Raw genomic sequence first — 19,435 nt, 5'->3', positions numbered from 1 at the left:
ACTGGCTTTGGCCCACTTGATCAGCGCGAATAAGGGGAAGAATCTGTGGGGATGAGGCCGCGAATCGCAATTGACGCGATGGGCGGCGATGAAGGCGCGCGAATCATGGTAGCAGGCGCTGCCCTGGCGCGCCATCGCCATGAAGGTTTTCAATTCCTGTTTGTCGGCGATGAAACCCGGATCCGCGAAGCGCTGAAAAATCACCCCAATCTCAACGCTGCGTCGGAAATCCTGCATGCGGATGATATTGTCTCCGCAGATGCCAAGCCCAGCCAGGCTCTGCGCAGCTCCAAAAAAACTTCAATGGGCATGGCCGTCAATGCCGTGAAAATTGGCGAGGTCAGTGCCGCTGTCAGTGCCGGCAATACCGGTGCGCTGATGGCGATCTCCAAGCTGGCCCTTCGGACGATGCCTGGTATTGACCGGCCGGCACTGGCCGCATTGCTGCCGACGATGAAAGACAGCGACGTGGTGATGCTCGACCTGGGCGCCAATGCCGAGTGCGACAGTCGCAACCTCGTGCAATTTGCCGTGATGGGGGCCGCTTATAGCCGGATCATGCACGGATTTGAAAAACCGCTGGTCAAGCTGCTCAACATCGGAACCGAGGATGCGAAAGGCACCGGCACGATTCAGGGGGCCGCCCAGGCACTGTATCAGGCCGATGGGTTGGCCATGAACTTTCAGGGCTTTACCGAAGCGGACAAGATTTCGACCGGCGATGTTGATGTCATAGTGACTGACGGATTCTCAGGCAATATTGCACTGAAAGCGCTTGAGGGCACGGCCCGGTTTGTGACCGATTTGCTGCGTCGCAGTTTTCTGAGCTCTCTCCGCTCCAAAATCGGATTTTTGATCTCGCGCCCGGCAACCGAAATGCTGCGTAATCATCTGGATCCGAATAATCATAACGGGGCCGTTTTTCTGGGTCTGAACGGCGTGGTTGTGAAAAGTCATGGCAGCGCTGACGAAAAAGGCGTAGCTAATGCGGTGGAAGTGGCCGCGCGGCTTGTGGAGGACAGCATTTTGGAACGAATCAGTCAGGATCTTGCCAAGATCGGGCCGCTGGAAGTGGCGGAAGCTGCAGCCAAATGACAGTGTCGACCGCCCGGCGTGCGGTCATAAAGGGGACCGGCTCGGCCTTGCCGCGAACCCGGGTCTCCAACGAAGAACTCAGCCAGAAGGTCGATACCACCGACGAGTGGATCGTGGAGCGAACGGGCATCCGTTATCGCCATATTGCCGAAGCTGATGAAACGACAGCCAGTCTGGCAACGGAATCCGCTCGGCGGGCGCTGGAAGCCGCGGACATGAGCGCCGCGGATATTGATCTGATCGTGGTTGCTACCGCGACGCCGGATCAGACGTTTCCCGCAACGGCGACGATTGTTCAGAATGATCTGGGCTGCAATGGCGGTGTCGCTTTTGATGTCGCGGCCGTCTGTTCGGGGTTTCTCTATGCGCTCTCGGTTGCCGAGAGCATGATTCGGGCGGGCAGCGCACAAAACGCCCTCGTGATCGGGGCCGAAACGTTCAGCCGCATTCTGGACTGGGAGGACCGTGCAACCTGCGTGCTGTTCGGAGATGGTGCCGGTGCGGTGGTGCTGTCCGGCGAGGATACGGATCGGGGTATCTTGTCTGCGCGGCTTCATGCCGACGGCGCGCATAACCAGCTTCTGTATGTCGATGGCGGTGCCGGGACCACGGGAACCGTGGGCAAGTTGCGCATGAAGGGCCGGGAGGTTTTCCGTCACGCGGTTGTGAACCTGTCTGCTGTTCTCATCGAAGCCCTCGAGGCAGCGGGAGAGACAGCCGAGAATATTGACTGGGTAGTGCCCCATCAGGCCAATGCCCGGATACTGGATGCCACCGCCAAGAAACTGAAACTCGATCCGGCAAAAGTGGTCAAGACGGTTGACCAGCATGCCAACACGTCGGCGGCCTCAGTGCCATTGGCGCTGGATGTGGCCGTTAATGACGGACGGATCCAGCGCGGCGATCTGCTTGTGCTCGAAGCCATGGGTGGAGGATTTACATGGGGTGCAGCGGTTATTCGCTACTAAATTCCATCGGCAACGCGCTCCTGTAACTGCGTTTGAGTCCCGCTTTCCCTCCTAATCTACCGATATGTGACCGTTTTTGTCATGTTCGTCGCGCAATTTGCCTGCCGGTCGAATGCTGATTGTGCGGCTTCGCGCTCCAAAGCTAATTGCGAACCATGCGGTTGACATCAACAGAGCAGGAAATCGGGAGTGATCTGATTTCCGCACCAATGCTGTTCGCAGCTTATCGCAGTGCCCGGTCACTGGGCGCGAGAAAGCCCGTCCTGTTGCAGGCCTTGCAGATGGATGAACCGGTTCTGCGACAACCAAAGGGACGGCATTCCGTCCGGCACTATGCTACGCTTTGTCACACGGCAGCCATGGAGCTTGGCGGGGTCTGCCGAACGGCAGATATCGGGCGCAACATGGTGCCCGACGGTTTTTCGGATCCGGGCTATTCCGCCGGTTTTCGCAAAACATGGTCGACCGTTCTTGAAGCCATGATCAAGTCGCTGGATCTCGAGCAATCCGAGCCCTGTTTTCATCTGGTCAGGCTGGCCACCGGCGACAGGCTTTACTGGGAGCACCCTGGTTCGGCCTCTGACGAACTGGTCCGGTCACTGTTCTCCATGATAACCCACTGGTTCGCGGCGCTCTCGGCGGGACATCCGCCGTTGGTTCGCACACTCAATTTCCGGCACAGTGAAGACCGGTGCAGAGGTTATGCCCAGTCGATCGGGAAAACGGCTGGGGCCGGTTGCAGTTTCAATCAGATCACCTCGTTTGTCGAATTTTTCCCCGGTGCCCTGGACGGCGCGAATCCGAACCACAATCCAGACATCGTGAACGCCGAAACGCGGCAACGTGCCCGGCGAACATCTCGTAATCCGGGCAAAAAGAAATATGCAAATATGTGTTACGACTATCTGCGACCCTTGCTGGACAAGTCAGGACTGGGCCTGACCGCTGCCGCCCAGAGTTTTGGTGTTGCTGAGCGCACCTTGCGTCGGCGCCTGGTGTCTGAGGGAACATCATTTCGTGAAATTCTGGAGCAGGTCCGGCAGGATTGTTGCCATCTCTATTTTCTCGAGGACAAGCATTTGCTGACCGCGATATCGGCCCGACTCGGCTATAGCGAGCTTAGTGCCTTTACCCGGGCGTATTCCGGCTGGTTCGGGCGGCCGCCGAGCAATGATGCCCGGTCGCCGGACCAGCTGGGACGCGCGCGGGGATTTCGGGAGGAAATGGTGGGCGTAGAGAGAGTTGAACTCCCGACCCCTTCGATGTCAACGAAGTGCTCTACCACTGAGCTATACGCCCACGCTGCAGGCCCTCTAGCCAGCCGCCATTATTCACGCAAGACTAAATCTGCTGCGGGACCTAATTCAGGTCGCTAAGACTGTCCGGTTCGAATAGCCGATCCACCTCCAGAACGAGGTCTTTCAGATGGAAAGGCTTGGACAGGATTTTGGCTTTCGGTACCGATTCACCTGCACGCAAGGTCACGCCGGAAAACCCGGTGATAAACATGACCTGGGTCGATGGTGAGATTTTGGCACATTCCTGAGCCAGCTCGATCCCGTCCATTTCCGGCATCACAATATCGGTGAGAAGCAAGTCAAACTGTTCCGATTCCAGATGCGGGATCGCAGCCGTACCCCGGTCGACAGCCACGACTTCGTAGTTGGCTTTCTGGAGTGCACGTGTAAGATGTTCCCGCATCGCCTGTTCATCTTCTGCCAGGAGAATTCGTATCATTTCGCTTGCCGTCCTGTTCAAAGGGTCCTGCCGATTGACGCTGTTTATGCCGAAAGCCGGTTCTAGGCGCAAATCTCTTAATAATTTGGTGCCAATCGCGAAAAAATGGCGCTTTTCTGGCCGTATTTCAGTTGAAAATGGCCAAGATGGCTGAGGACAACGCCGTTTTGCTGCCAGAAGGCGCAAGTCCGTCATTTTCGCAATTTAACGGAGACGATCACCAGTTTCCGGTACTGATCAGCGTTCCGCATGCGGGGCGTGACTATCCGCCGGCAATCCGGGACAATCTGGCTGTGCCTGCTGCCAGTTTGATCCGTCTTGAGGACCGGTATGCCGATCGACTGGTCACCGGTGCCATTGCAGCGGGATATACCACTATGGTGGCTCGGGAACCGCGGGCGTGGATTGATCTGAACCGGGGTCATCGCGAACTGGATCCGGACATGTTAACCGGAGTCGCTCGCCATCAACTTCCTGAACCCAGCAGGAAAGTTCGCGGCGGGCTGGGACTTGTTCCGCGTCGTCTCAATGGGACGGGAGAGTTGTGGCGCCGCAAATGGGTCTGGGATGAAGTCTGTCAGCGCGTGGATCACAGCCATGCACCCTATCACCGGCTCGTCGAACGGACGCTGGACAAAATGCGTGAAAAATTTGGTGGTGCCATCCTCCTGGATGTACATAGCATGCCGCCTTTGACGGACGGGGACCAAGGTGATGTCGACATAGTGATTGGCGACCGGTTTGGCCGCAGTTCGGGTTCGCGATATTCGGAGATCGCGATGGGTTATTGCAATCAGGCCGGACTCCGCGGTCAGCTGAATCATCCTTATGCTGGCGGATATATACTGGAACGCCACGGGCAGCCCGATCAAGGCATTCACGCGCTGCAGCTCGAAGTCGACCGGCGTTGTTATCTGGATGGTGCGTTGCTCGAACCCGGTGAAGGCCTGCCGGCCATGATCGATCATGTGACCCGGATAGCGAACCTCCTGGCCAATCAAAGCTTTGGCCAGGTCCATTTAATTGCGGCTGAGTAACCGGCCCATTCGGAAAAATTTTGTGCAAGAACAAAAAAACCACCTCGCTTTTGACGGCGAGGTGGCCAAGGTTCAGGGAGGTGGCGTTCCTAAGAACGCCGGCAAAAACCCAATCGGGGGATCTGAGCCTTTGCCCCTTTAATGTGGTCGTTCGGACCACAAGTTGCAAGCCCCAAATGTGAAATTGGGGCTGCTTTGCTGACCCTTCCTTCGGATTTTGCGCCCGAAATGGGTATATCTCAAGTACAGTCAACCTTTGTGCAACCGGATCGGGCACGACCAAGGCCACTGTGGATCAGCCACAATTTCAAGATCCAGCCGTTCGCATGGTCGCTGCGCCATGAGCTCGGGCCGGTAATGCCTGAAAGCGAATCAGACCTGAATGGAAGGGGCCTCACTCACCTGTGGCACCTTGCCCGCAGCAACCTGCTTGGCAAAGACGTCCCGCATGATCTGCAAGGAAAACAGATGCGCATAGATGAGCGGGAGCATACCGTTCTGATTCAGCTTCCGCAGCTCGTCACCGCGCATGTCCCGAAGCTTCTGCTCGTTGACCATGCGAAAACCGCGATAGACATAGGGTTTATCGACCCCGTTTTGCTCGATCGAGACCTCGCCGTCCATCAGCAGTTCCAGCTTCTCCAGTTCTGCCATGAATTGCGCGGTGCGCTGGCCTGAACCTTCGAAATTCTCACAGAATTCCAGAATGCGTTTGGTGTCTTCGCTGGGCTGGTCCCCATCAAAAAGGGGTTGTCCTTCGTCAAATTCACCGATCGCGCCTGCTGTCGGATCGAAGCAAAGAGATAATTCTTCGGCGTCCGGATTGAGTTTCGCAAGCAGGAAGGGATAGCGGCGGACATAAGCTGGAACATAGGTCGGGTGATCAAACTGTCCTTTGTCGTTCAGGTAGGCGTTTACACCCTCGTTCAGACCCATGAGAATCAGTGGCACGCTGTTCTCTCCAACCGAAAAAACGATGGGATAGTTCCGGCACGCGTCGATAAATTCGTCGCTGGTGATCGGAATCGCATGCTGCTGGGCAAGAAACGCCCCGTCGTCGAGACCCTTGATCCGCCATTTCCCGTGCTCTTTGGAATTAAGCGGTACGAGATCCTTGTAGAACATGGGTAGAGCTTGTTGAGGCGCGCTGGCCATGATGACTGTCTCCGAATATTGGTTGTTAAAAAATTTCCTTGCAGCGCCTTTAAGAGGCTGGCTTCCACGACGCAAGGGGAACCAGCTTCCCCGGGTTCATGATGAGATGGGGATCCAGTGCCGACTTGATGGCACGCAGGCTGCCAAGCCGGGCGGAACCGGACAGGCGCTCGAGTTCATCGACCTTGGTCTGTCCGATACCATGCTCCGCAGAAATCGAGCCCCCGGCTGCAACTACCAGATCATGGACTGCCGGCGAAATGGACCTGGCAGATTCCTCGGTCCAGGGCTGTGCCGCGGTTCCCGGTGGGGCCTTGACATGAAAATGGACATTGCCATCACCCATATGTCCGAATGCAGCCACCTCGGTGCCTGTGAATTGCCGCTCGATTTCGGCGCCGGCGTCGATGATAAAATCCGCCATGGCGCTGACCGGCACGCTGATGTCATGCTGCAGGGCCGGACCTTGCGCGCGCTCGGCTTCGGCGATCGAGTCCCGGAGTTTCCAGAAATCCTCGGCCTGAGATTCGCTGCTGGCGATGGCCGCATCCAGAATCAGGTCCTTCCCGATGGCATCGGCAAGGAGCTGTTCGACGCGGTCTCGCGGATCTGGGGCCGACGCCTGATCGCGCACAATTTCGATCAGGACATTCCACTCTGATGGTTTTTCCAGCGGTGCCCGGGTCCCAGGGATATGCGACAGGACGGCGTCCAGGCAGGTGCGCGGAACAATTTCGAAACCCTCCAGCGCCTGGCTTTCCTCGGTGTTGAGAAACTGGAACAACCGGTGGGCCTGCTGCGGCGTCGATACGCCAGCCCAGGCAACACAGCGGTCGATCAGGGCCGGAACAGTCCTGAGCGTGGCCGCGGTCACGACACCCAGCGTGCCCTCTCCACCGATCAGCAGCTGCTTGAGGTCATAACCGCGATTGTCCTTTTTGAGCGGAGCCAGACCCGAATAAATGCTGCCATCCGGCAGGACTGCCTCTATCCCCGCGACCAGCGCGCGCATCGCTCCGTGCCGCAAAACCTGTGTTCCGCCGGCATTGGTCGAGACGAGCCCGCCAACGGTTGCGGATCCCTTGCCGCCGAGAGTGAGCGGGAATCGTTGTCCCTCTCCGGCAAGGGCCTCATGCAGATTTTGCAGGATCACACCGGCATCGCAGGTGACCAGCTGGTCTGCAGCGGCAATGTTCCGGATATTGTTCATCCGTCGCAGCGAAAGCAGGACCGACTGGCCGCTTTTGTCAGGTGTCGCCCCGCCGACCATCCCGCTATTGCCTCCCTGGGGGACGATCGCAATCCGGTACTCTGCGGCGATACGGATGATTTCGGCCACCTCTTCGGTGCACCCCGGAGAAACCAGTGCCTGGGCCGCGCCGGTATACCGGCCGCGCCAGTCGGTCAGCCAGGGTGCCATGTCATCTTCCGATTGCGACAGGCCCTTGTTGCCAACCACGGTTTCCATTTTTTTCAGCCAGTCTGATCGTTCAGGCATGTTCTTGCTCCGCAGGCTCCCTGTTCGGAAGCGGTCAGGTTCCGGTGAGAAGGTCGTCCCGCCGGTCGATTTATCAAGCCCCTTGCCAAAATTTGGTTCAAAATGCCATGAGGCGCAGTTCATCGAATGTTCAATCGGGGCTGTTATAGCATTGATGATAAAGAATAAGGGATTTGGGTGAGTTTTTCGCTTTCTGCCATGCTTTTGCTTGCAGCGCCAATGGCCGCCGAGCCCCTGGTTCCCGAAGAAGGTGCCCGGTCGGAGGGCATTTTTGTGCCGCCAGCTACATGGCGCTGGGCACAGGTGCGTTTTCGCAAGCGGGTGATCATCCGGGTTCCGCGTCAGCGGCCGACACGCCCCTCGACACGTGCCAGCGAATCCCGCACCTCCGCACCGCTCACCTATCGCGAGAAAAGGATGGGCAAGTGCATGCCGATGAACAATATATTGGGCGTGCAGATGTTCGGTGGCCGCAATCTCGATCTGATTACCCGCGATCGCAAGCGGGTCCGGGCTCGACTGGAGAAAAAATGCCAGGCCCGGAGCTTCTATTCGGGATTTTACATGGAGAAATCCGAAGACGGCAAGATCTGTGCTGACCGGGATATTCTCCATTCCCGCACGGGTTCCAAGTGTGAAATCGACCGTTTCCGGGAACTTGTCCCTGAATGAGGCGCCTTCACAGCGTGGAGATTGCTTGACAATCGCGCGTTTTGGCACCATTTCCCGGCCCAGTTCCGGCTGGCATGCTTCCAGTCCGCATTGATACTCTTGATTTCCGGAAACATGATGAAATTTGCCGACCTCGGCCTCTCTGATGAATTGTTAAGTGCCGTCGCCGACGCGGGCTATGACGAGCCGACTCCCATTCAGGCTCAGGCCATCCCGCCGGTGCTGATGATGAAGGACATTATCGGCATAGCGCAGACGGGAACCGGAAAAACCGCCAGCTTCGTGCTGCCGATGATCGATGTTCTGGCGCATGGCCGGTCCCGGGCACGCATGCCGCGATCGCTGATTCTCGAACCGACCAGGGAACTCGCGGCCCAGGTAGCCGAGAATTTTGAGAAATACGGCAAGAATCACAATCTGAGCATGGCCCTGCTGATTGGCGGCGTTTCCATGGGGGATCAGGTCAAGGCTCTCGAAAAGGGTGTCGATGTGCTGATCGCCACGCCGGGCCGTCTGATGGACCTGTTCGAGCGGGGCCGGATATTGATGTCGGGCTGCGAATTGCTGGTCATTGACGAAGCGGACCGGATGCTCGACATGGGTTTTATCCCCGATATCGAGGAAATCTGCTCGAAGTTGCCGGCAACGCGCCAGACGATGCTGTTTTCGGCAACCATGCCGCCGCCGATCAAGAAGCTCAGCGACCAGTTTCTCACCAGTCCGAAATATATCGAGGTATCGCGTCCGGCGACGGCCAATACGTCGATTGACCAGTCGATCATCCACATCGCGCCGCGCGGCAAACAGAAGCTGCTCTATGGCATTCTCGATAATGAAGGCGTCGAGACCGCGATCATTTTTTGCAATCGCAAGACCCAGGTTCGCGATCTGTGCCAGCAGTTGCGCAAGGACGGGTTTGATGCCGGACAGATTCATGGTGACATGGACCAGACATCGCGGCTGGCCGAGCTCGAACGGTTCAAGTCCGGTGAAATCAATATTCTCTGCGCGTCTGACGTTGCCGCCCGCGGGCTGGACATCAAGGGCGTCAGCCATGTCGTGAATTTCGATATTCCCTGGCATCCCGACGACTATATCCACCGGATCGGCCGGACCGGCCGCGCAGGTGCAACGGGCGTGGCGATCACCTTCGTGACCCGCAGCGACAGCGAGCATGTCGAGAATATCGAGAAATTGACCGGCATGAAACTGCCGGTGCGCGACAGCAAGTCGGTCAAGCCTGAGAAAAAGCCGTCCTACGCCAAGGCGGACAAAAAATCAGATCACAAGGATGACCGGCCGAAATCCGGAGAATCCGGGTCTGGTCGGCCGAAACAGCGCAAGGATGGGAAGTCTCTGCCGAGAAATGACAACCGTCCGTCGTCAAAGCCACCCAAAAAAGAGAAGTCTCAGTCACCCAGTCCAAAACCGGCCCCCGCGCGGGACGAGGCCGATGATCAGGATGGAGATGGCTGGAACGGACCCGTGCCTGGTTTCCTGGACGCCAAACTGGATCGCTAGACTGGTTCGAGTGGTTTGCCGTTTTCCGGCAACTCCGTTGAAATGGCATCACCGGCTTTGACCACACCTCCGTTTTCAACGACGGCCATCACACCCGCCTTGCGGACCAGTTCGCCCTGAGGTCCGCGTGCCAGTACCGCATCCGTCAGCCCTGGCGCAAAATCATTCAGTTGCCGGCAGGGGTTGCGAAGGCCGGTTATGCGCAATTTCGCCTGTTCGCCGATGCGCAGCAGCGTGCCCTCGGGCAGGTCGAGCAAGGCCAAGTCCCGGGTCAGGATGTTTTCGCCAATGTCGCCCGGGTGGATCCGAAAACTCTGTGTCCGGAGTTCATCGAGCAGCTCTTCGTGCAGCAGATGCACCTGGCGCAGATTGGGCTGGTCCGGATCCCGCGCCACGCGCGAGCGGTGTTTGACAGTTTGGCCGCGATGGGCGTCGCCTTGCACGCCTTCACCCGCGATCAGGGTGATCTGCTGTTCCGGGGATTTGCTGAACTGGTGATCGCGTTGTCGATGGACCGAGATCACTCTGGCCATCAGCGCAACCGGCCTATTGCAGCGTCAGGCTGTCGAGTATCCGGGGCGCCAGTGCGTCAAGAGTGACGGCCTGGTCTTCCGGATAGGTCAGAGCGGCGCTGATCATGGTTCCGTCGGGCTTGCGCATGATGCGCTGGGCAATCTTGTTGCCGTCGCCATCCGTGCCGCTGGCGCGATATTCATCTTCGTTGACATTCTCGCCATTGATTTCACCCGATCCGGACTCGAGTGCGGTGATGGCGGCCTGCAAATCCGCATCTTCGCGGTTTTCGGTCCATCCGACGGTCAGTTTTGCCCCGGATTCCGCATCATTATAAACATTGCCATTATCGTCGCTGTCCGCTTCGACCACCGTCCATTTCTCGGGTACGAGAATGGAAAATCCGCGCAGATTATTGACATAACTGGTCATCGTTGCGCTATCGACGGCGTCCGCTTCTGCACCTTCGGCAGCAGCAGCTTCGTCCCGGATGGCCTGGCTGGCAGCATCGGCCTGACGCGCGAGCTCGTCACCGGACGGAACGTCACCCACGGCCTCCTGCTTTCCACAGGAGGACAGAAGCAGGGCCGCGATCAGGGCGGCGCTGGCTGGAACGGCTGGACGGTTGTTTCTCATGTCCGACAGACTTAGTGAGTGCGGCGTTAAACATCAACACGCTTTGTGGACCGGCCTGTGGCAAGGGCCATGGCCGAAATTGTCAAGCGGCGTTGTCGATGCCCAGATCTGCGAGTTTCCGGTAGAGTGTAGAGCGCCCGATTCCCAGGCGTCGTGCCACTTCCGTCATCCGGCCGCGATAATGGCCGATGGCCAGACGAATGACGTCGGCCTCGATTTCCTCCAGCGGACGCAGATTGCCATCTTCGGCATAGAGCGTGATGCCAATGCCTTCCGGACTGTTGGACAGATGCGGTTCACTGCCGCCGGATTTGGCGACAAAGGACGAAATCTGCGGGAATTCCTCGCAGGTCAGCGCATCGCGGTCACACATGACGGCGGCGCGGAACAATACGCTCTGCAACTGGCGGACATTGCCCGGCCAGTTATAGCTGCGTAACAGGTTGAGCGCTTCGTCGGTAATGCCCAGACTGCGCAGCCCCGGCTGGTTGGCCAGGCGGGCCAGAAAATGCCGGCACAGGGCCGGAATGTCCCCGGTACGGTCGCGCAGCGGCGGGATCGTCAGATTGACGACATTCATCCGGTAGAACAGGTCCTCGCGGAACCGGTCATCCTTGACTTCCTTTTCCAGCGAGCGGTTTGATGCGGCGATCACCCGCACGTCAATCTGGAAACTGTTCGGGCTGCCGAGCGGTTGAATCTCCGAAGATTTCAGGAAGCGGAGCAAACGGACCTGCGTTTCGGCGGGAATGCGATCGACCTCGTCGAGGAAGATCGTGCCGCCTTCAGCCTGCTGGAACAGACCGATCTTGCGATCAAAAGCTCCGGTAAAGGCACCCTTCTCGTGACCGAAAAGCACCGAATCCAGAAGATTTCCGGTAATCGCACCGCAATTGACCTTGAGAATCGGCATTTTCGCGCGCGGGCTGGCCGCGTGAATGGCATCAGCAATCACTTCCTTGCCCACGCCGCCTTCGCCTTCAATCAGTACCGGCACGCGGGCACGGGCTGCCTTGGCGGCAATGGCAAGCGCGGCGCGGAACGCGGGAGCGGCACCGACAATCTCTTCAAATTCCAGCGGTGTGGAAATCTTTTCGGTGAGCGGGCGCAATTCGCCGTCATCCCGCGCATTTTCGACGGCCGCTTCGAGCGCCATCAGCATTTGTTCGGGCGCGACGGGCTTGATCAGATAATCGGTGGCACCGGCGCGCACCGCATCCACCGCTTCGGTGACGGATCCAACAGCGGTCAGCATAAGGATCGGTAAAGCGGGACGGCGGGACTTCAGTTCGGCAATCAGATCGGTTGCTTCCGAGCCAGGAACCCAATTGTCGAGAATGATGGCATCCAGCATCATCCCGTCCTGCGTGCCGAGCGTGGCGATCGCCGTTTCGGCATCGCGGGCATAGATCGTCCGGAATCCGGCCCGAGAGGCCATGGCCGAGATCAACCGGCACTGGGCCGGTTCGTCATCGATCAACATCAGCAGTTTTGTGCCGTTTTGCGCCATTTCTGTCCCAATTTGAAACCTGTTCGAACGGCATCGGTACCAGCAGGGGGTAAAGACCCGATTAAGGACATGCTATTTTTTCTATCCAAAAAGGGAGGCCGGAGGGCTTGAGCGCCGCCTTATATCCGTTTACACCCCGGTCAGTTTTTAATCGAATATTTGGGGATATTATGGCTTCGGACAACAATATGAAATCGGCTGAGGAGACCTATTCCGGATTCCTGTCCTGGTTGAAGATCGGGACCATCATCACGGCGATTGTGACTATCCTGGTTATCATCCTTATCACTACCTGATTGGAATCATTCGTGAAAATTGCTGTATTGAAGGAGCTCGCGGAGGGCGAGCTGCGGGTCGGCGCGACACCGGAAACGGTGAAAAAATTTGTGGCGCTGGGCGCTTCAATGGCAGTCGAAAAGGGGGCAGGCACCGGAGCGTCCATTGCCGACTCCGACTATGAAGATATGGGTGCGACCACCGGGTCGAGGGCCGAAATTATCAAAGATGCCGATATTCTGCTCGGCGTGCAGGGACCTGAGCCTGCCTCGCTGAAAGGGATCAAGAAGGGTGCCTGGCTTGTGGCCAGCCTCAATCCGTTCGGCGAACGGGCGCGCGTTGACGAATATGCCAAGCTCGATATTGACGCGCTGGCAATGGAATTCATGCCCCGGATTACCCGGGCGCAATCGATGGATATCCTGTCTTCGCAATCCAACCTGTCGGGTTACAAGGCCGTTATTCTGGCTGCTGCGGAATATGGCCGGGCCTTTCCGATGATGATGACCGCTGCGGGCACGGTCAGTGCCGCCAAATGCTTCGTCATGGGTGTCGGTGTTGCCGGGCTGCAATCGATTGCCACTGCCCGGCGACTGGGCGCGCAGGTGTCTGCAACCGATGTCCGTTCGGCGACGAAAGAACAGATTGAATCACTCGGCGCGAAACCGGTGTTCGTCGAGAGCGTCGAAGGCATCGAGGGCGAAGGATCGGGCGGCTATGCCACCGAAATGAGCGAGGAATATCAGAAGGCCCAGGCCGAACTGGTCAGTTCGCATATCGCCAGGCAGGATATTGTGATTACCACGGCGCTGATCCCCGGACGTGCGGCGCCGCGTCTGATTTCGGACGCCCAGATCGCCACGATGAAAGCCGGCAGTGTGATTGTCGACCTTGCCGCCGAACAGGGCGGCAATGTCGAAGGCGCGATGCCCGGTGAAACGGTTCAGAAACATGGTGTCAAAATTATCGGCGCGCAAAACATGCCGGCGACCATGGCGGCCGACAGCTCTGCGCTGTTCGCCCGAAACCTCTATAATTTCCTCTCGGCCTACTGGGACGAAGAGACCAAGAAACCGGTGCTGCCCGATGACGATGAAGTCACTTTGGGCATTCGTTTGACCAAGGACGGACAGGTTGTGAATGAGCGCCTTCTGGCGAGTGGGGACGCATAATGGACTTTATTTCAATTCTTTCGATTTTCGTGCTGGCCTGTTTTGTCGGCTATTATGTCGTCTGGTCGGTGACGCCGGCGCTGCATACCCCGCTGATGGCGGTGACCAATGCGATTTCCTCGGTAATTATCGTCGGAGCTTTGATCGCGGCAGCTGCAGGGGCACAGGCAGATGGCGGGCAGACCGCCAAATGGCTGGGACTGGTCGGCGTTGTGCTCGCCAGCGTCAACATATTCGGCGGCTTTGCCGTCACCGAGCGCATGCTCGCCATGTACAAGAAAAAGGAGCGCAAATAATGCGCGCATTAGCGGGGGGCGCAGCGGCGCTGTTTTTTGCCACGCCAGCGATGGCGGCTTCGGGAGAAGCGGTTAATCCCTGGGTCGCGGTGGCTTATCTGGTCGCCGGCGTATTGTTCATTTTGGCTCTGCGCGGCCTGTCATCGCCGGAAACCAGCCGGGCGGGCAACCGCTATGGCATGGTCGGGATGCTGATCGCGGTGGTCACCACATTGCTCACCCACGACTATGCGACCTTGCCGGAAATCGCTGTCGCCATGGCGATTGGCGGATCGATCGGCTTTGTCATAGCCCGCCGGATTCCGATGACCGACATGCCGCAGCTGGTGGCCGGTTTTCACTCTCTGGTCGGGATGGCCGCCGTGCTGGTCGCGGCGGCTGCCTATCTGAATCCCGGGGCCTTTGGCATCCTGGGTGCGGATGGAGATATCCTGAAGGTCAGCCGCGTGGAGATGGGCCTCGGTATCGCCATTGGTGCGATTACCTTCAGTGGTTCCGTCATCGCCTTCCTGAAACTCAACGGCAACATGTCCGGCGCGCCGATCCTTTTGCCGCTGCGCCATGTGATCAATCTCGGCACACTCGCCGCGATCCTGGGCCTCACCGCCTATTTCACGATTGACCAGAGCCCCTGGGTCTTCTGGACGATCACGGCGCTGGCCTTTGCCATCGGCTTCCTGCTGATCATTCCGATCGGCGGCGCCGACATGCCGGTCGTGGTGTCGATGCTCAACAGCTATTCCGGCTGGGCGGCAGCGGCGATGGGCTTCACGCTGGGCAATACCGCGATGATCATCACCGGTGCGCTGGTCGGGTCGTCGGGTGCGATCCTGTCCTATATCATGTGCAAGGCGATGAACCGCAGCTTCATCAGCGTGATCGCCGGCGGCTTTGGTGCCGACAGTGGACCCGCTGAAGGCGCCGAGAAGATCGACCGTCCCTGGAAGCGGGGATCCGCTGAGGACGCGGCCTATATGATGAAGCAGGCAGAGAAGGTAATCATCATTCCCGGCTATGGCATGGCTGTTGCCCAGGCCCAGCACGCGTTGCGGGAAATGGCGGACATGCTGAAGGAAGAGGGTGTCGACGTGAAATATGCGATCCACCCGGTCGCTGGCCGCATGCCCGGACACATGAACGTGCTGCTCGCCGAGGCCAATGTGCCCTATGACGAAGTGTTCGAGCTGGAAGACATCAACAGCGAATTTGCCCAGGCCGATGTGGCGTTCGTGATTGGCGCCAATGACGTTGTCAATCCGGCGGCGAAGACCGACAAGGGATCCCCTATCTATGGGATGCCGGTATTCGATGTCGACAAGGCCAAGCAGATCTTCTTCATCAAACGCTCGATGGGCGGGGTCGGTTATGCCGGTGTCGATAATGAGGTCTTCTACATGGATCAGACCATGATGCTGCTGTCTGATGCGAAGAAGATGTGCGAGGATATCGTCAAGGCGTTTTGATTTAGCCCTCAAGCGCCGGGAGTCTTTTTTTGACCCTCAGGCGCCGGGCGCGGGCATCCGCCCGCTTGGCTTCCCTCGCATAAGCTCGGGTGCGCGGTCGCGCTTGCCTCGCTGCGCTCGGTTTGGGGAACTGTCGAAATGTCGCTTTTCCGAGCGTAGCGAGGCAAGGCCGACCGGCCGCCGCGCCTTATGGCGCGTAGCCAAGGCGACGGATGTCGCCGCCCGGCGCTTGAGGGTCCAAAAGAACAAATCTCCGCGCCCGGCGCTTGAGGGAATAAACAAAGACTCAAAACCTCTCCCTTAATCCAATACCCCGCTCATCCTGAGCTCGTCGAAGGATGAACCGTCGCGCATGTCATGGTTCGACAAGCTCACCATGAGCGGGCCGGGATCCATATCCCGCGCGCCGCTTGATATCGTAAAAACAGGTCTCAATTCCCGCTTCCACTCCCGGTGCGCTTGTCCAACCGGGAATTTCATGTCATTCGTGCCTTCCATAGCCACAGGATAGGCGGATGCACCCGATCATCGGGCGGCCCCTATCTTTTCATAGTCGGGAGTAGACATGCGGAAATTCGGGTTGATCGGTGGCATGTCCTGGGTGTCCACCGAAAATTATTACCGCCGGATCAACAGCGAAGTGCAGCGCCGTCTGGGCGGTTTTGCGAGCGCGCATCTGCTGATTGAAAGTGTCAATTTCAACGACTATGCCCGCCTGCAATCGGATGATGACTGGGATGCGGCGGCCGGACTGATGATCCGTTCGGCCAAGCGCCTGAAGCAATCGGGGGCGACGGCGATGCTGATCTGCTCCAATGCGATGCACAAAATCTACCCCAAAGTCGCACCGGAAGTGGATATTCCCATTCTCCACATCGCCGAATGTGTCGGCGACAGGATGGTTGCCGACGGGATCAAGACGGCGACGCTGATCGGGACACGCAATGTGATGACGGAGGGCTTTTACCGCAAGCGCCTGGTCGGCAAGGGGATCACCCTGACGCCGCCGGACGAGACCCGGGTCGAGGAGATTGACCGGATCATTTACGAGGAACTGATGTTCAGCAAAATCCGCCGGGATTCCGAGCGGACGCTGAAAACCTTCCTCACCGATATCGCCAAGCAGGAAGTCGATGCGGTGGTGCTCGGTTGTACCGAACTCGATCTGCTTGTCGATACCAAGGCAAATGTCTTGCCAATCTATGACAGTACCGAAATCCACGCCGACGCCGCGGTGGACTGGATATTGGGGGAATAAACAAACACTCCCCTCACGCATTTTCTTTTTCCGCACGAAAAAAATATTTCTAGCGATAATTCGGACACTTGCCTAAACGCAATCCATGAGCACGAGACAGGTTTCAAATAGCAACGATCCTCTGATCGAGGATATCAGCCAGCTCATCGAACCCATGGTCGGTGGCGAAAAGCCCCGGGACCAGTGGCGGATCGGAACCGAACACGAGAAATTCGTCTATTGTACCGATGATTTTCACGCACCTTCTTACGAAGAGCCGGGCGGCATACGAGACTTGCTGCTGGCGCTGCAGGAATTTGGCTGGAAGCCGGTCGAAGAGAACGGAAAGGTCATCGCGATGGCGGGCGATGATGGCACCGTCAGTCTGGAACCGGCGGGCCAGCTGGAGCTATCCGGCGCGCCGCTGGAAAATCTGCATCAGACCTGCAACGAAACCGGACGGCATCTTGAGCAGGTGAAGGCCATTGGCGCGAAAACCGGCAAGGGTTTTCTGGGCATGGGCATGTGGCCCGACAAGACCCGGGATGAGCTGCCGATCATGCCCAAGGGTCGCTATGGCATCATGCTGAACCACATGCCGCGGGTCGGCAATCTCGGCCTCGACATGATGCTCCGGACGTGCACCATCCAGGTCAATCTTGATTATGCCAGCGAAGCCGACATGGCGCAGAAATTCCGTGTCGGACTGGCGCTGCAGCCCCTCGCGACGGCGCTGTTTGCCAGCTCGCCCTTCACCGAAGGCAAGCCCAACGGCTATCTCTCCTATCGCAGCCATATCTGGTCGGACACCGATCCGCATCGCACCGGGATGCTGCCGTTCGTTTTCGAGGACGGGTTCGGCTATGAACGCTATGTCCAGTACATGCTCGACGTGCCGATGTATTTCGTCTTCCGCGACGGGAAATATATCGACGCCGCCGGGCTCAGCTTTCGGGATTTTCTCAAGGGTGACCTGTCGGTTGTGCCGGGTGAGAAGCCCACCATGGCGGACTGGAACGACCATCTGTCCACGGCCTTTCCCGAGGTGCGGCTGAAGAGCTTTCTGGAAATGCGCGGGGCCGATGGCGGCCCCTGGCACCGGATTTGTGCACTGCCGGCCTTTTGGGTCGGGCTGCTTTACGACCAGACCGCACTGGATGCGGCCTGGGATCTGGTCAGGCACTGGTCGATGGACGAACGCGAGGCGCTGCGTAATGCCGTGCCGAAAGAGGGGCTGGATGCGGCCATTCCCGGCGGCCGCAAATTGCTCGATCTCGCCGGAGAAGTACTTGATATCGCATCCGCCGGCCTGACCGCGCGCGGTCGGCTCAACACCAGCGGCGACAACGAGACCGGCTTTCTCGACCCGCTGCGCGACGTGGTCGCCAAAGGCAAATCCCCGGCACAGCAATTGCTCGATCTCTATCATGGTGAGTGGAACGGGGACCTGTCGAAAATCTATCCGGAAATGAGTTTTTGAAGGCCGTTTTTGTTATTTGGAAAGCAGAGTGATGGTGGTGATTCTCCTAAAGTTCTCACCGGATTCGAAGCTCATCGAACTGATGCCTTCAAACGAAATTGGCATGCCTGTTTTGTCATCAAATCGGGCATTGACGCTTTGAGTAACGTTGGCCTTCTGAAGTTGCTTCATCGTCTTTTGAAATTGTTCCAATTTTTCCTGATCGCCGTCGAACATCCCTTCCATCAGTTTCTCAAAATCCGAAAACATCTCATTTTCTTGGTCTGATTTACCCGCATTTGTCTGCTCAAAATAGATCAGAGTATCGCTGTCTTGATCCCGACTCAGCCCGAGCAAACTTTTCGCCGGGACCGGAACGCCGCCAAAATCCATGCTGGTATCAGCTTCATAATCTACATCCAGCTCCAGCTCCAGACCGCCATATCCCAACACGGGAATCCAGTCTTTGAGGAAATAGTTGGCAGCCTGTTCTGACGTCATGCGCGAGAAGAACAGCGTAACCTTCTCTGCTAACTGTGCGTCGGCATCATCGCCATCGGTCGTACCTTGCATGACTGAACGCAGACCTCCTTGCGGAGATTGAAGATTCTGCTTCAATTGTTCCCAATCTCGCATCCGAAGAATTGTGCCATCACTTGCCAGATCATAGCTTATTTCCTTCGAGAACGGCGACATCCGCTCGATCTCTTCTGAAAAAGGGCTGAAACTTGTCATTTCACCATTGATCAAAACCGCGACAGGAATCACGGTCATAACATAACCCTCTTCCGACCTGGTGAATCTGACTTTTTGCTGCATTTTCTGGATTTTTGCGTCGCCTTTGTCACGCGTAATCTCGTACAGCATGTCCACGCCGGTTGCAGGTGCGAAAGGAATGACGACCGTTTCAGCTTCCTGATCAACCGATTTATCCCTATCAGGTGTTTCACTCTGAGCGGAAATCGAAGTGGCAAGCGAACCGAGCATCAGACCGGCGGCGAATTTACAAAATAGTCTCTTCATGCGTTCAGAGATAGAAGCCGATCGTTGGCAATGAAAGCGGGATATGTCCTGTCAGCCACTATCATTGTAACGCAAGTGCAACAGTCGCTTGTGAATCGACCGGATTCCAGCCGCTGACACCAGTGTGAGCTTGACCGGAATCGCCAAGGGCGTTCAGGCTTTTGTCC

Annotated in this window: 18 protein-coding genes, 1 tRNA gene and 1 pseudogene; 12 read left to right on the top strand and 8 right to left on the bottom strand. The window is 57.7% G+C overall.

Annotation, left to right across the window (positions count from 1 at the left end; genetic code table 11):
- The first annotated feature begins 51 nt into the window (after nt 1-51).
- From plsX to BUQ90_RS17965, 3 genes and pseudogenes are all read left to right on the top strand, one after another.
- Nucleotides 52-1,095, top strand: a complete 1,044-nt coding sequence (gene plsX / locus BUQ90_RS01000; RefSeq protein ID WP_074203311.1) for a phosphate acyltransferase PlsX — start codon at nt 52-54, stop codon at nt 1,093-1,095.
- Nucleotides 1,092-2,063, top strand: coding sequence for a beta-ketoacyl-ACP synthase III (locus tag BUQ90_RS00995; protein ID WP_074203310.1), 972 nt, complete (start codon nt 1,092-1,094; stop codon nt 2,061-2,063). Before plsX ends, BUQ90_RS00995 begins: the two co-directional genes overlap by 4 nt.
- A gap of 155 nt (nt 2,064-2,218) precedes the next feature.
- Nucleotides 2,219-3,223, top strand: a pseudogene (locus tag BUQ90_RS17965) (helix-turn-helix transcriptional regulator); the annotation flags it as partial.
- A gap of 64 nt (nt 3,224-3,287) precedes the next feature.
- On the opposite strand, the gene BUQ90_RS00975 reads toward BUQ90_RS17965, so the two are convergent.
- A tRNA-Val gene (locus BUQ90_RS00975) sits at nt 3,288-3,362 on the bottom strand.
- Nucleotides 3,363-3,422: 60 nt separating this feature from the next.
- Nucleotides 3,423-3,800 carry a cell cycle two-component system response regulator CpdR gene (gene cpdR, locus BUQ90_RS00970; protein ID WP_074203307.1) on the bottom strand — a complete coding sequence of 126 codons (378 nt, stop codon included), beginning with the start codon at nt 3,798-3,800 and terminating at the stop codon, nt 3,423-3,425.
- Nucleotides 3,801-3,946: 146 nt separating this feature from the next.
- On the opposite strand from cpdR, the gene BUQ90_RS00965 reads away from it, so the two are divergent.
- Nucleotides 3,947-4,837: an N-formylglutamate amidohydrolase gene (locus tag BUQ90_RS00965; protein WP_074203306.1), complete on the top strand. Its 891-nt coding sequence runs from the start codon at nt 3,947-3,949 to the stop codon at nt 4,835-4,837.
- A gap of 372 nt (nt 4,838-5,209) precedes the next feature.
- Here BUQ90_RS00965 and BUQ90_RS00960 read toward each other — a convergent pair whose 3' ends face one another.
- Together BUQ90_RS00960 and BUQ90_RS00955 are read right to left on the bottom strand one after the other, a co-directional pair.
- On the bottom strand, nt 5,210-5,992 hold the full coding sequence (locus BUQ90_RS00960; protein ID WP_074203305.1) for a SapC family protein: 783 nt from the start codon (nt 5,990-5,992) through the stop codon (nt 5,210-5,212).
- Between the two features lie 49 nt (nt 5,993-6,041).
- Nucleotides 6,042-7,490, bottom strand: a complete 1,449-nt coding sequence (locus tag BUQ90_RS00955; RefSeq protein WP_074204781.1) for an FAD-binding oxidoreductase — start codon at nt 7,488-7,490, stop codon at nt 6,042-6,044.
- 177 nt (nt 7,491-7,667) lie between these two features.
- Here BUQ90_RS00955 and BUQ90_RS00950 point away from each other — a divergent pair, with 177 nt between their 5' ends.
- Together BUQ90_RS00950 and BUQ90_RS00945 are read left to right on the top strand one after the other, a co-directional pair.
- Nucleotides 7,668-8,162, top strand: coding sequence for a hypothetical protein (locus BUQ90_RS00950; protein ID WP_084192408.1), 495 nt, complete (start codon nt 7,668-7,670; stop codon nt 8,160-8,162).
- A gap of 117 nt (nt 8,163-8,279) precedes the next feature.
- The gene (locus tag BUQ90_RS00945) at nt 8,280-9,683 is read left to right on the top strand and encodes a DEAD/DEAH box helicase (RefSeq protein WP_074203304.1); all 1,404 of its coding nucleotides are present in this window, start codon (nt 8,280-8,282) and stop codon (nt 9,681-9,683) included.
- Here BUQ90_RS00945 and BUQ90_RS00940 read toward each other — a convergent pair.
- From BUQ90_RS00940 to BUQ90_RS00930, 3 genes are all read right to left on the bottom strand, one after another.
- Nucleotides 9,680-10,216, bottom strand: a complete 537-nt coding sequence (locus BUQ90_RS00940; protein WP_074203303.1) for an MOSC domain-containing protein — start codon at nt 10,214-10,216, stop codon at nt 9,680-9,682. The genes BUQ90_RS00945 and BUQ90_RS00940 overlap by 4 nt on opposite strands.
- A 13-nt stretch (nt 10,217-10,229) precedes the next feature.
- The gene (locus tag BUQ90_RS00935; protein WP_074203302.1) at nt 10,230-10,832 is read right to left on the bottom strand and encodes a hypothetical protein; all 603 of its coding nucleotides are present in this window, start codon (nt 10,830-10,832) and stop codon (nt 10,230-10,232) included.
- 82 nt (nt 10,833-10,914) lie between these two features.
- Nucleotides 10,915-12,342: a sigma-54-dependent transcriptional regulator gene (locus BUQ90_RS00930; RefSeq protein WP_074203301.1), complete on the bottom strand. Its 1,428-nt coding sequence runs from the start codon at nt 12,340-12,342 to the stop codon at nt 10,915-10,917.
- A gap of 188 nt (nt 12,343-12,530) precedes the next feature.
- On the opposite strand from BUQ90_RS00930, the gene BUQ90_RS00925 reads away from it, so the two are divergent.
- From BUQ90_RS00925 to BUQ90_RS00895, 6 genes are all read left to right on the top strand, one after another.
- Nucleotides 12,531-12,638 carry an aa3-type cytochrome c oxidase subunit IV gene (locus BUQ90_RS00925; RefSeq protein WP_239447321.1) on the top strand — a complete coding sequence of 36 codons (108 nt, stop codon included), beginning with the start codon at nt 12,531-12,533 and terminating at the stop codon, nt 12,636-12,638.
- A 12-nt stretch (nt 12,639-12,650) separates the two neighbouring features.
- Nucleotides 12,651-13,790: an NAD(P) transhydrogenase subunit alpha gene (locus BUQ90_RS00920; RefSeq protein ID WP_074204779.1), complete on the top strand. Its 1,140-nt coding sequence runs from the start codon at nt 12,651-12,653 to the stop codon at nt 13,788-13,790.
- A complete protein-coding gene (locus tag BUQ90_RS00915) occupies nt 13,790-14,086 on the top strand; it encodes an NAD(P) transhydrogenase subunit alpha part 2 (RefSeq protein WP_074203299.1) in 297 nt (98 codons plus the stop codon). Before BUQ90_RS00920 ends, BUQ90_RS00915 begins: the two co-directional genes overlap by 1 nt.
- 50 nt (nt 14,087-14,136) lie before the next feature.
- Nucleotides 14,137-15,549 (top strand): NAD(P)(+) transhydrogenase (Re/Si-specific) subunit beta, encoded by a 1,413-nt coding sequence (locus BUQ90_RS00910; RefSeq protein ID WP_074204778.1) that lies wholly within the window; start codon nt 14,137-14,139, stop codon nt 15,547-15,549.
- 565 nt (nt 15,550-16,114) lie between these two features.
- On the top strand, nt 16,115-16,807 hold the full coding sequence (locus tag BUQ90_RS00900; protein ID WP_074203297.1) for an aspartate/glutamate racemase family protein: 693 nt from the start codon (nt 16,115-16,117) through the stop codon (nt 16,805-16,807).
- A gap of 85 nt (nt 16,808-16,892) precedes the next feature.
- Nucleotides 16,893-18,266 (top strand): glutamate--cysteine ligase, encoded by a 1,374-nt coding sequence (locus tag BUQ90_RS00895; RefSeq protein ID WP_074203296.1) that lies wholly within the window; start codon nt 16,893-16,895, stop codon nt 18,264-18,266.
- Nucleotides 18,267-18,278: 12 nt separating this feature from the next.
- Here BUQ90_RS00895 and BUQ90_RS00890 read toward each other — a convergent pair whose 3' ends face one another.
- Entirely contained in the window at nt 18,279-19,268 is a 990-nt protein-coding gene (locus BUQ90_RS00890) for a hypothetical protein (protein ID WP_143182680.1), read from the bottom strand.
- Nucleotides 19,269-19,435 lie beyond the last annotated feature (167 nt).

This window comes from Parasphingorhabdus marina DSM 22363 (genome assembly GCF_900128895.1).
Taxonomy (GTDB): Bacteria; Pseudomonadota; Alphaproteobacteria; order Sphingomonadales; family Sphingomonadaceae; genus Parasphingorhabdus; species Parasphingorhabdus marina.
This window is presented reverse-complemented; position numbering and strand designations above follow the sequence as displayed.

Coding starts and splice junctions, on each gene's coding strand:
- plsX (WP_074203311.1), top strand. CDS start 52: ATGAGGCCGCGAATCGCAATTGACGCGATGGGCGGCGATGAAGGCGCG.
- BUQ90_RS00995 (WP_074203310.1), top strand. CDS start 1,092: ATGACAGTGTCGACCGCCCGGCGTGCGGTCATAAAGGGGACCGGCTCG.
- cpdR (WP_074203307.1), bottom strand. CDS start 3,800: ATGATACGAATTCTCCTGGCAGAAGATGAACAGGCGATGCGGGAACAT.
- BUQ90_RS00965 (WP_074203306.1), top strand. CDS start 3,947: ATGGCTGAGGACAACGCCGTTTTGCTGCCAGAAGGCGCAAGTCCGTCA.
- BUQ90_RS00960 (WP_074203305.1), bottom strand. CDS start 5,992: ATGGCCAGCGCGCCTCAACAAGCTCTACCCATGTTCTACAAGGATCTC.
- BUQ90_RS00955 (WP_074204781.1), bottom strand. CDS start 7,490: ATGCCTGAACGATCAGACTGGCTGAAAAAAATGGAAACCGTGGTTGGC.
- BUQ90_RS00945 (WP_074203304.1), top strand. CDS start 8,280: ATGAAATTTGCCGACCTCGGCCTCTCTGATGAATTGTTAAGTGCCGTC.
- BUQ90_RS00940 (WP_074203303.1), bottom strand. CDS start 10,216: ATGGCCAGAGTGATCTCGGTCCATCGACAACGCGATCACCAGTTCAGC.
- BUQ90_RS00935 (WP_074203302.1), bottom strand. CDS start 10,832: ATGAGAAACAACCGTCCAGCCGTTCCAGCCAGCGCCGCCCTGATCGCG.
- BUQ90_RS00930 (WP_074203301.1), bottom strand. CDS start 12,342: ATGGCGCAAAACGGCACAAAACTGCTGATGTTGATCGATGACGAACCG.
- BUQ90_RS00925 (WP_239447321.1), top strand. CDS start 12,531: ATGAAATCGGCTGAGGAGACCTATTCCGGATTCCTGTCCTGGTTGAAG.
- BUQ90_RS00915 (WP_074203299.1), top strand. CDS start 13,790: ATGGACTTTATTTCAATTCTTTCGATTTTCGTGCTGGCCTGTTTTGTC.
- BUQ90_RS00910 (WP_074204778.1), top strand. CDS start 14,137: ATGGCGGCTTCGGGAGAAGCGGTTAATCCCTGGGTCGCGGTGGCTTAT.
- BUQ90_RS00900 (WP_074203297.1), top strand. CDS start 16,115: ATGCGGAAATTCGGGTTGATCGGTGGCATGTCCTGGGTGTCCACCGAA.
- BUQ90_RS00895 (WP_074203296.1), top strand. CDS start 16,893: ATGAGCACGAGACAGGTTTCAAATAGCAACGATCCTCTGATCGAGGAT.
- BUQ90_RS00890 (WP_143182680.1), bottom strand. CDS start 19,268: ATGAAGAGACTATTTTGTAAATTCGCCGCCGGTCTGATGCTCGGTTCG.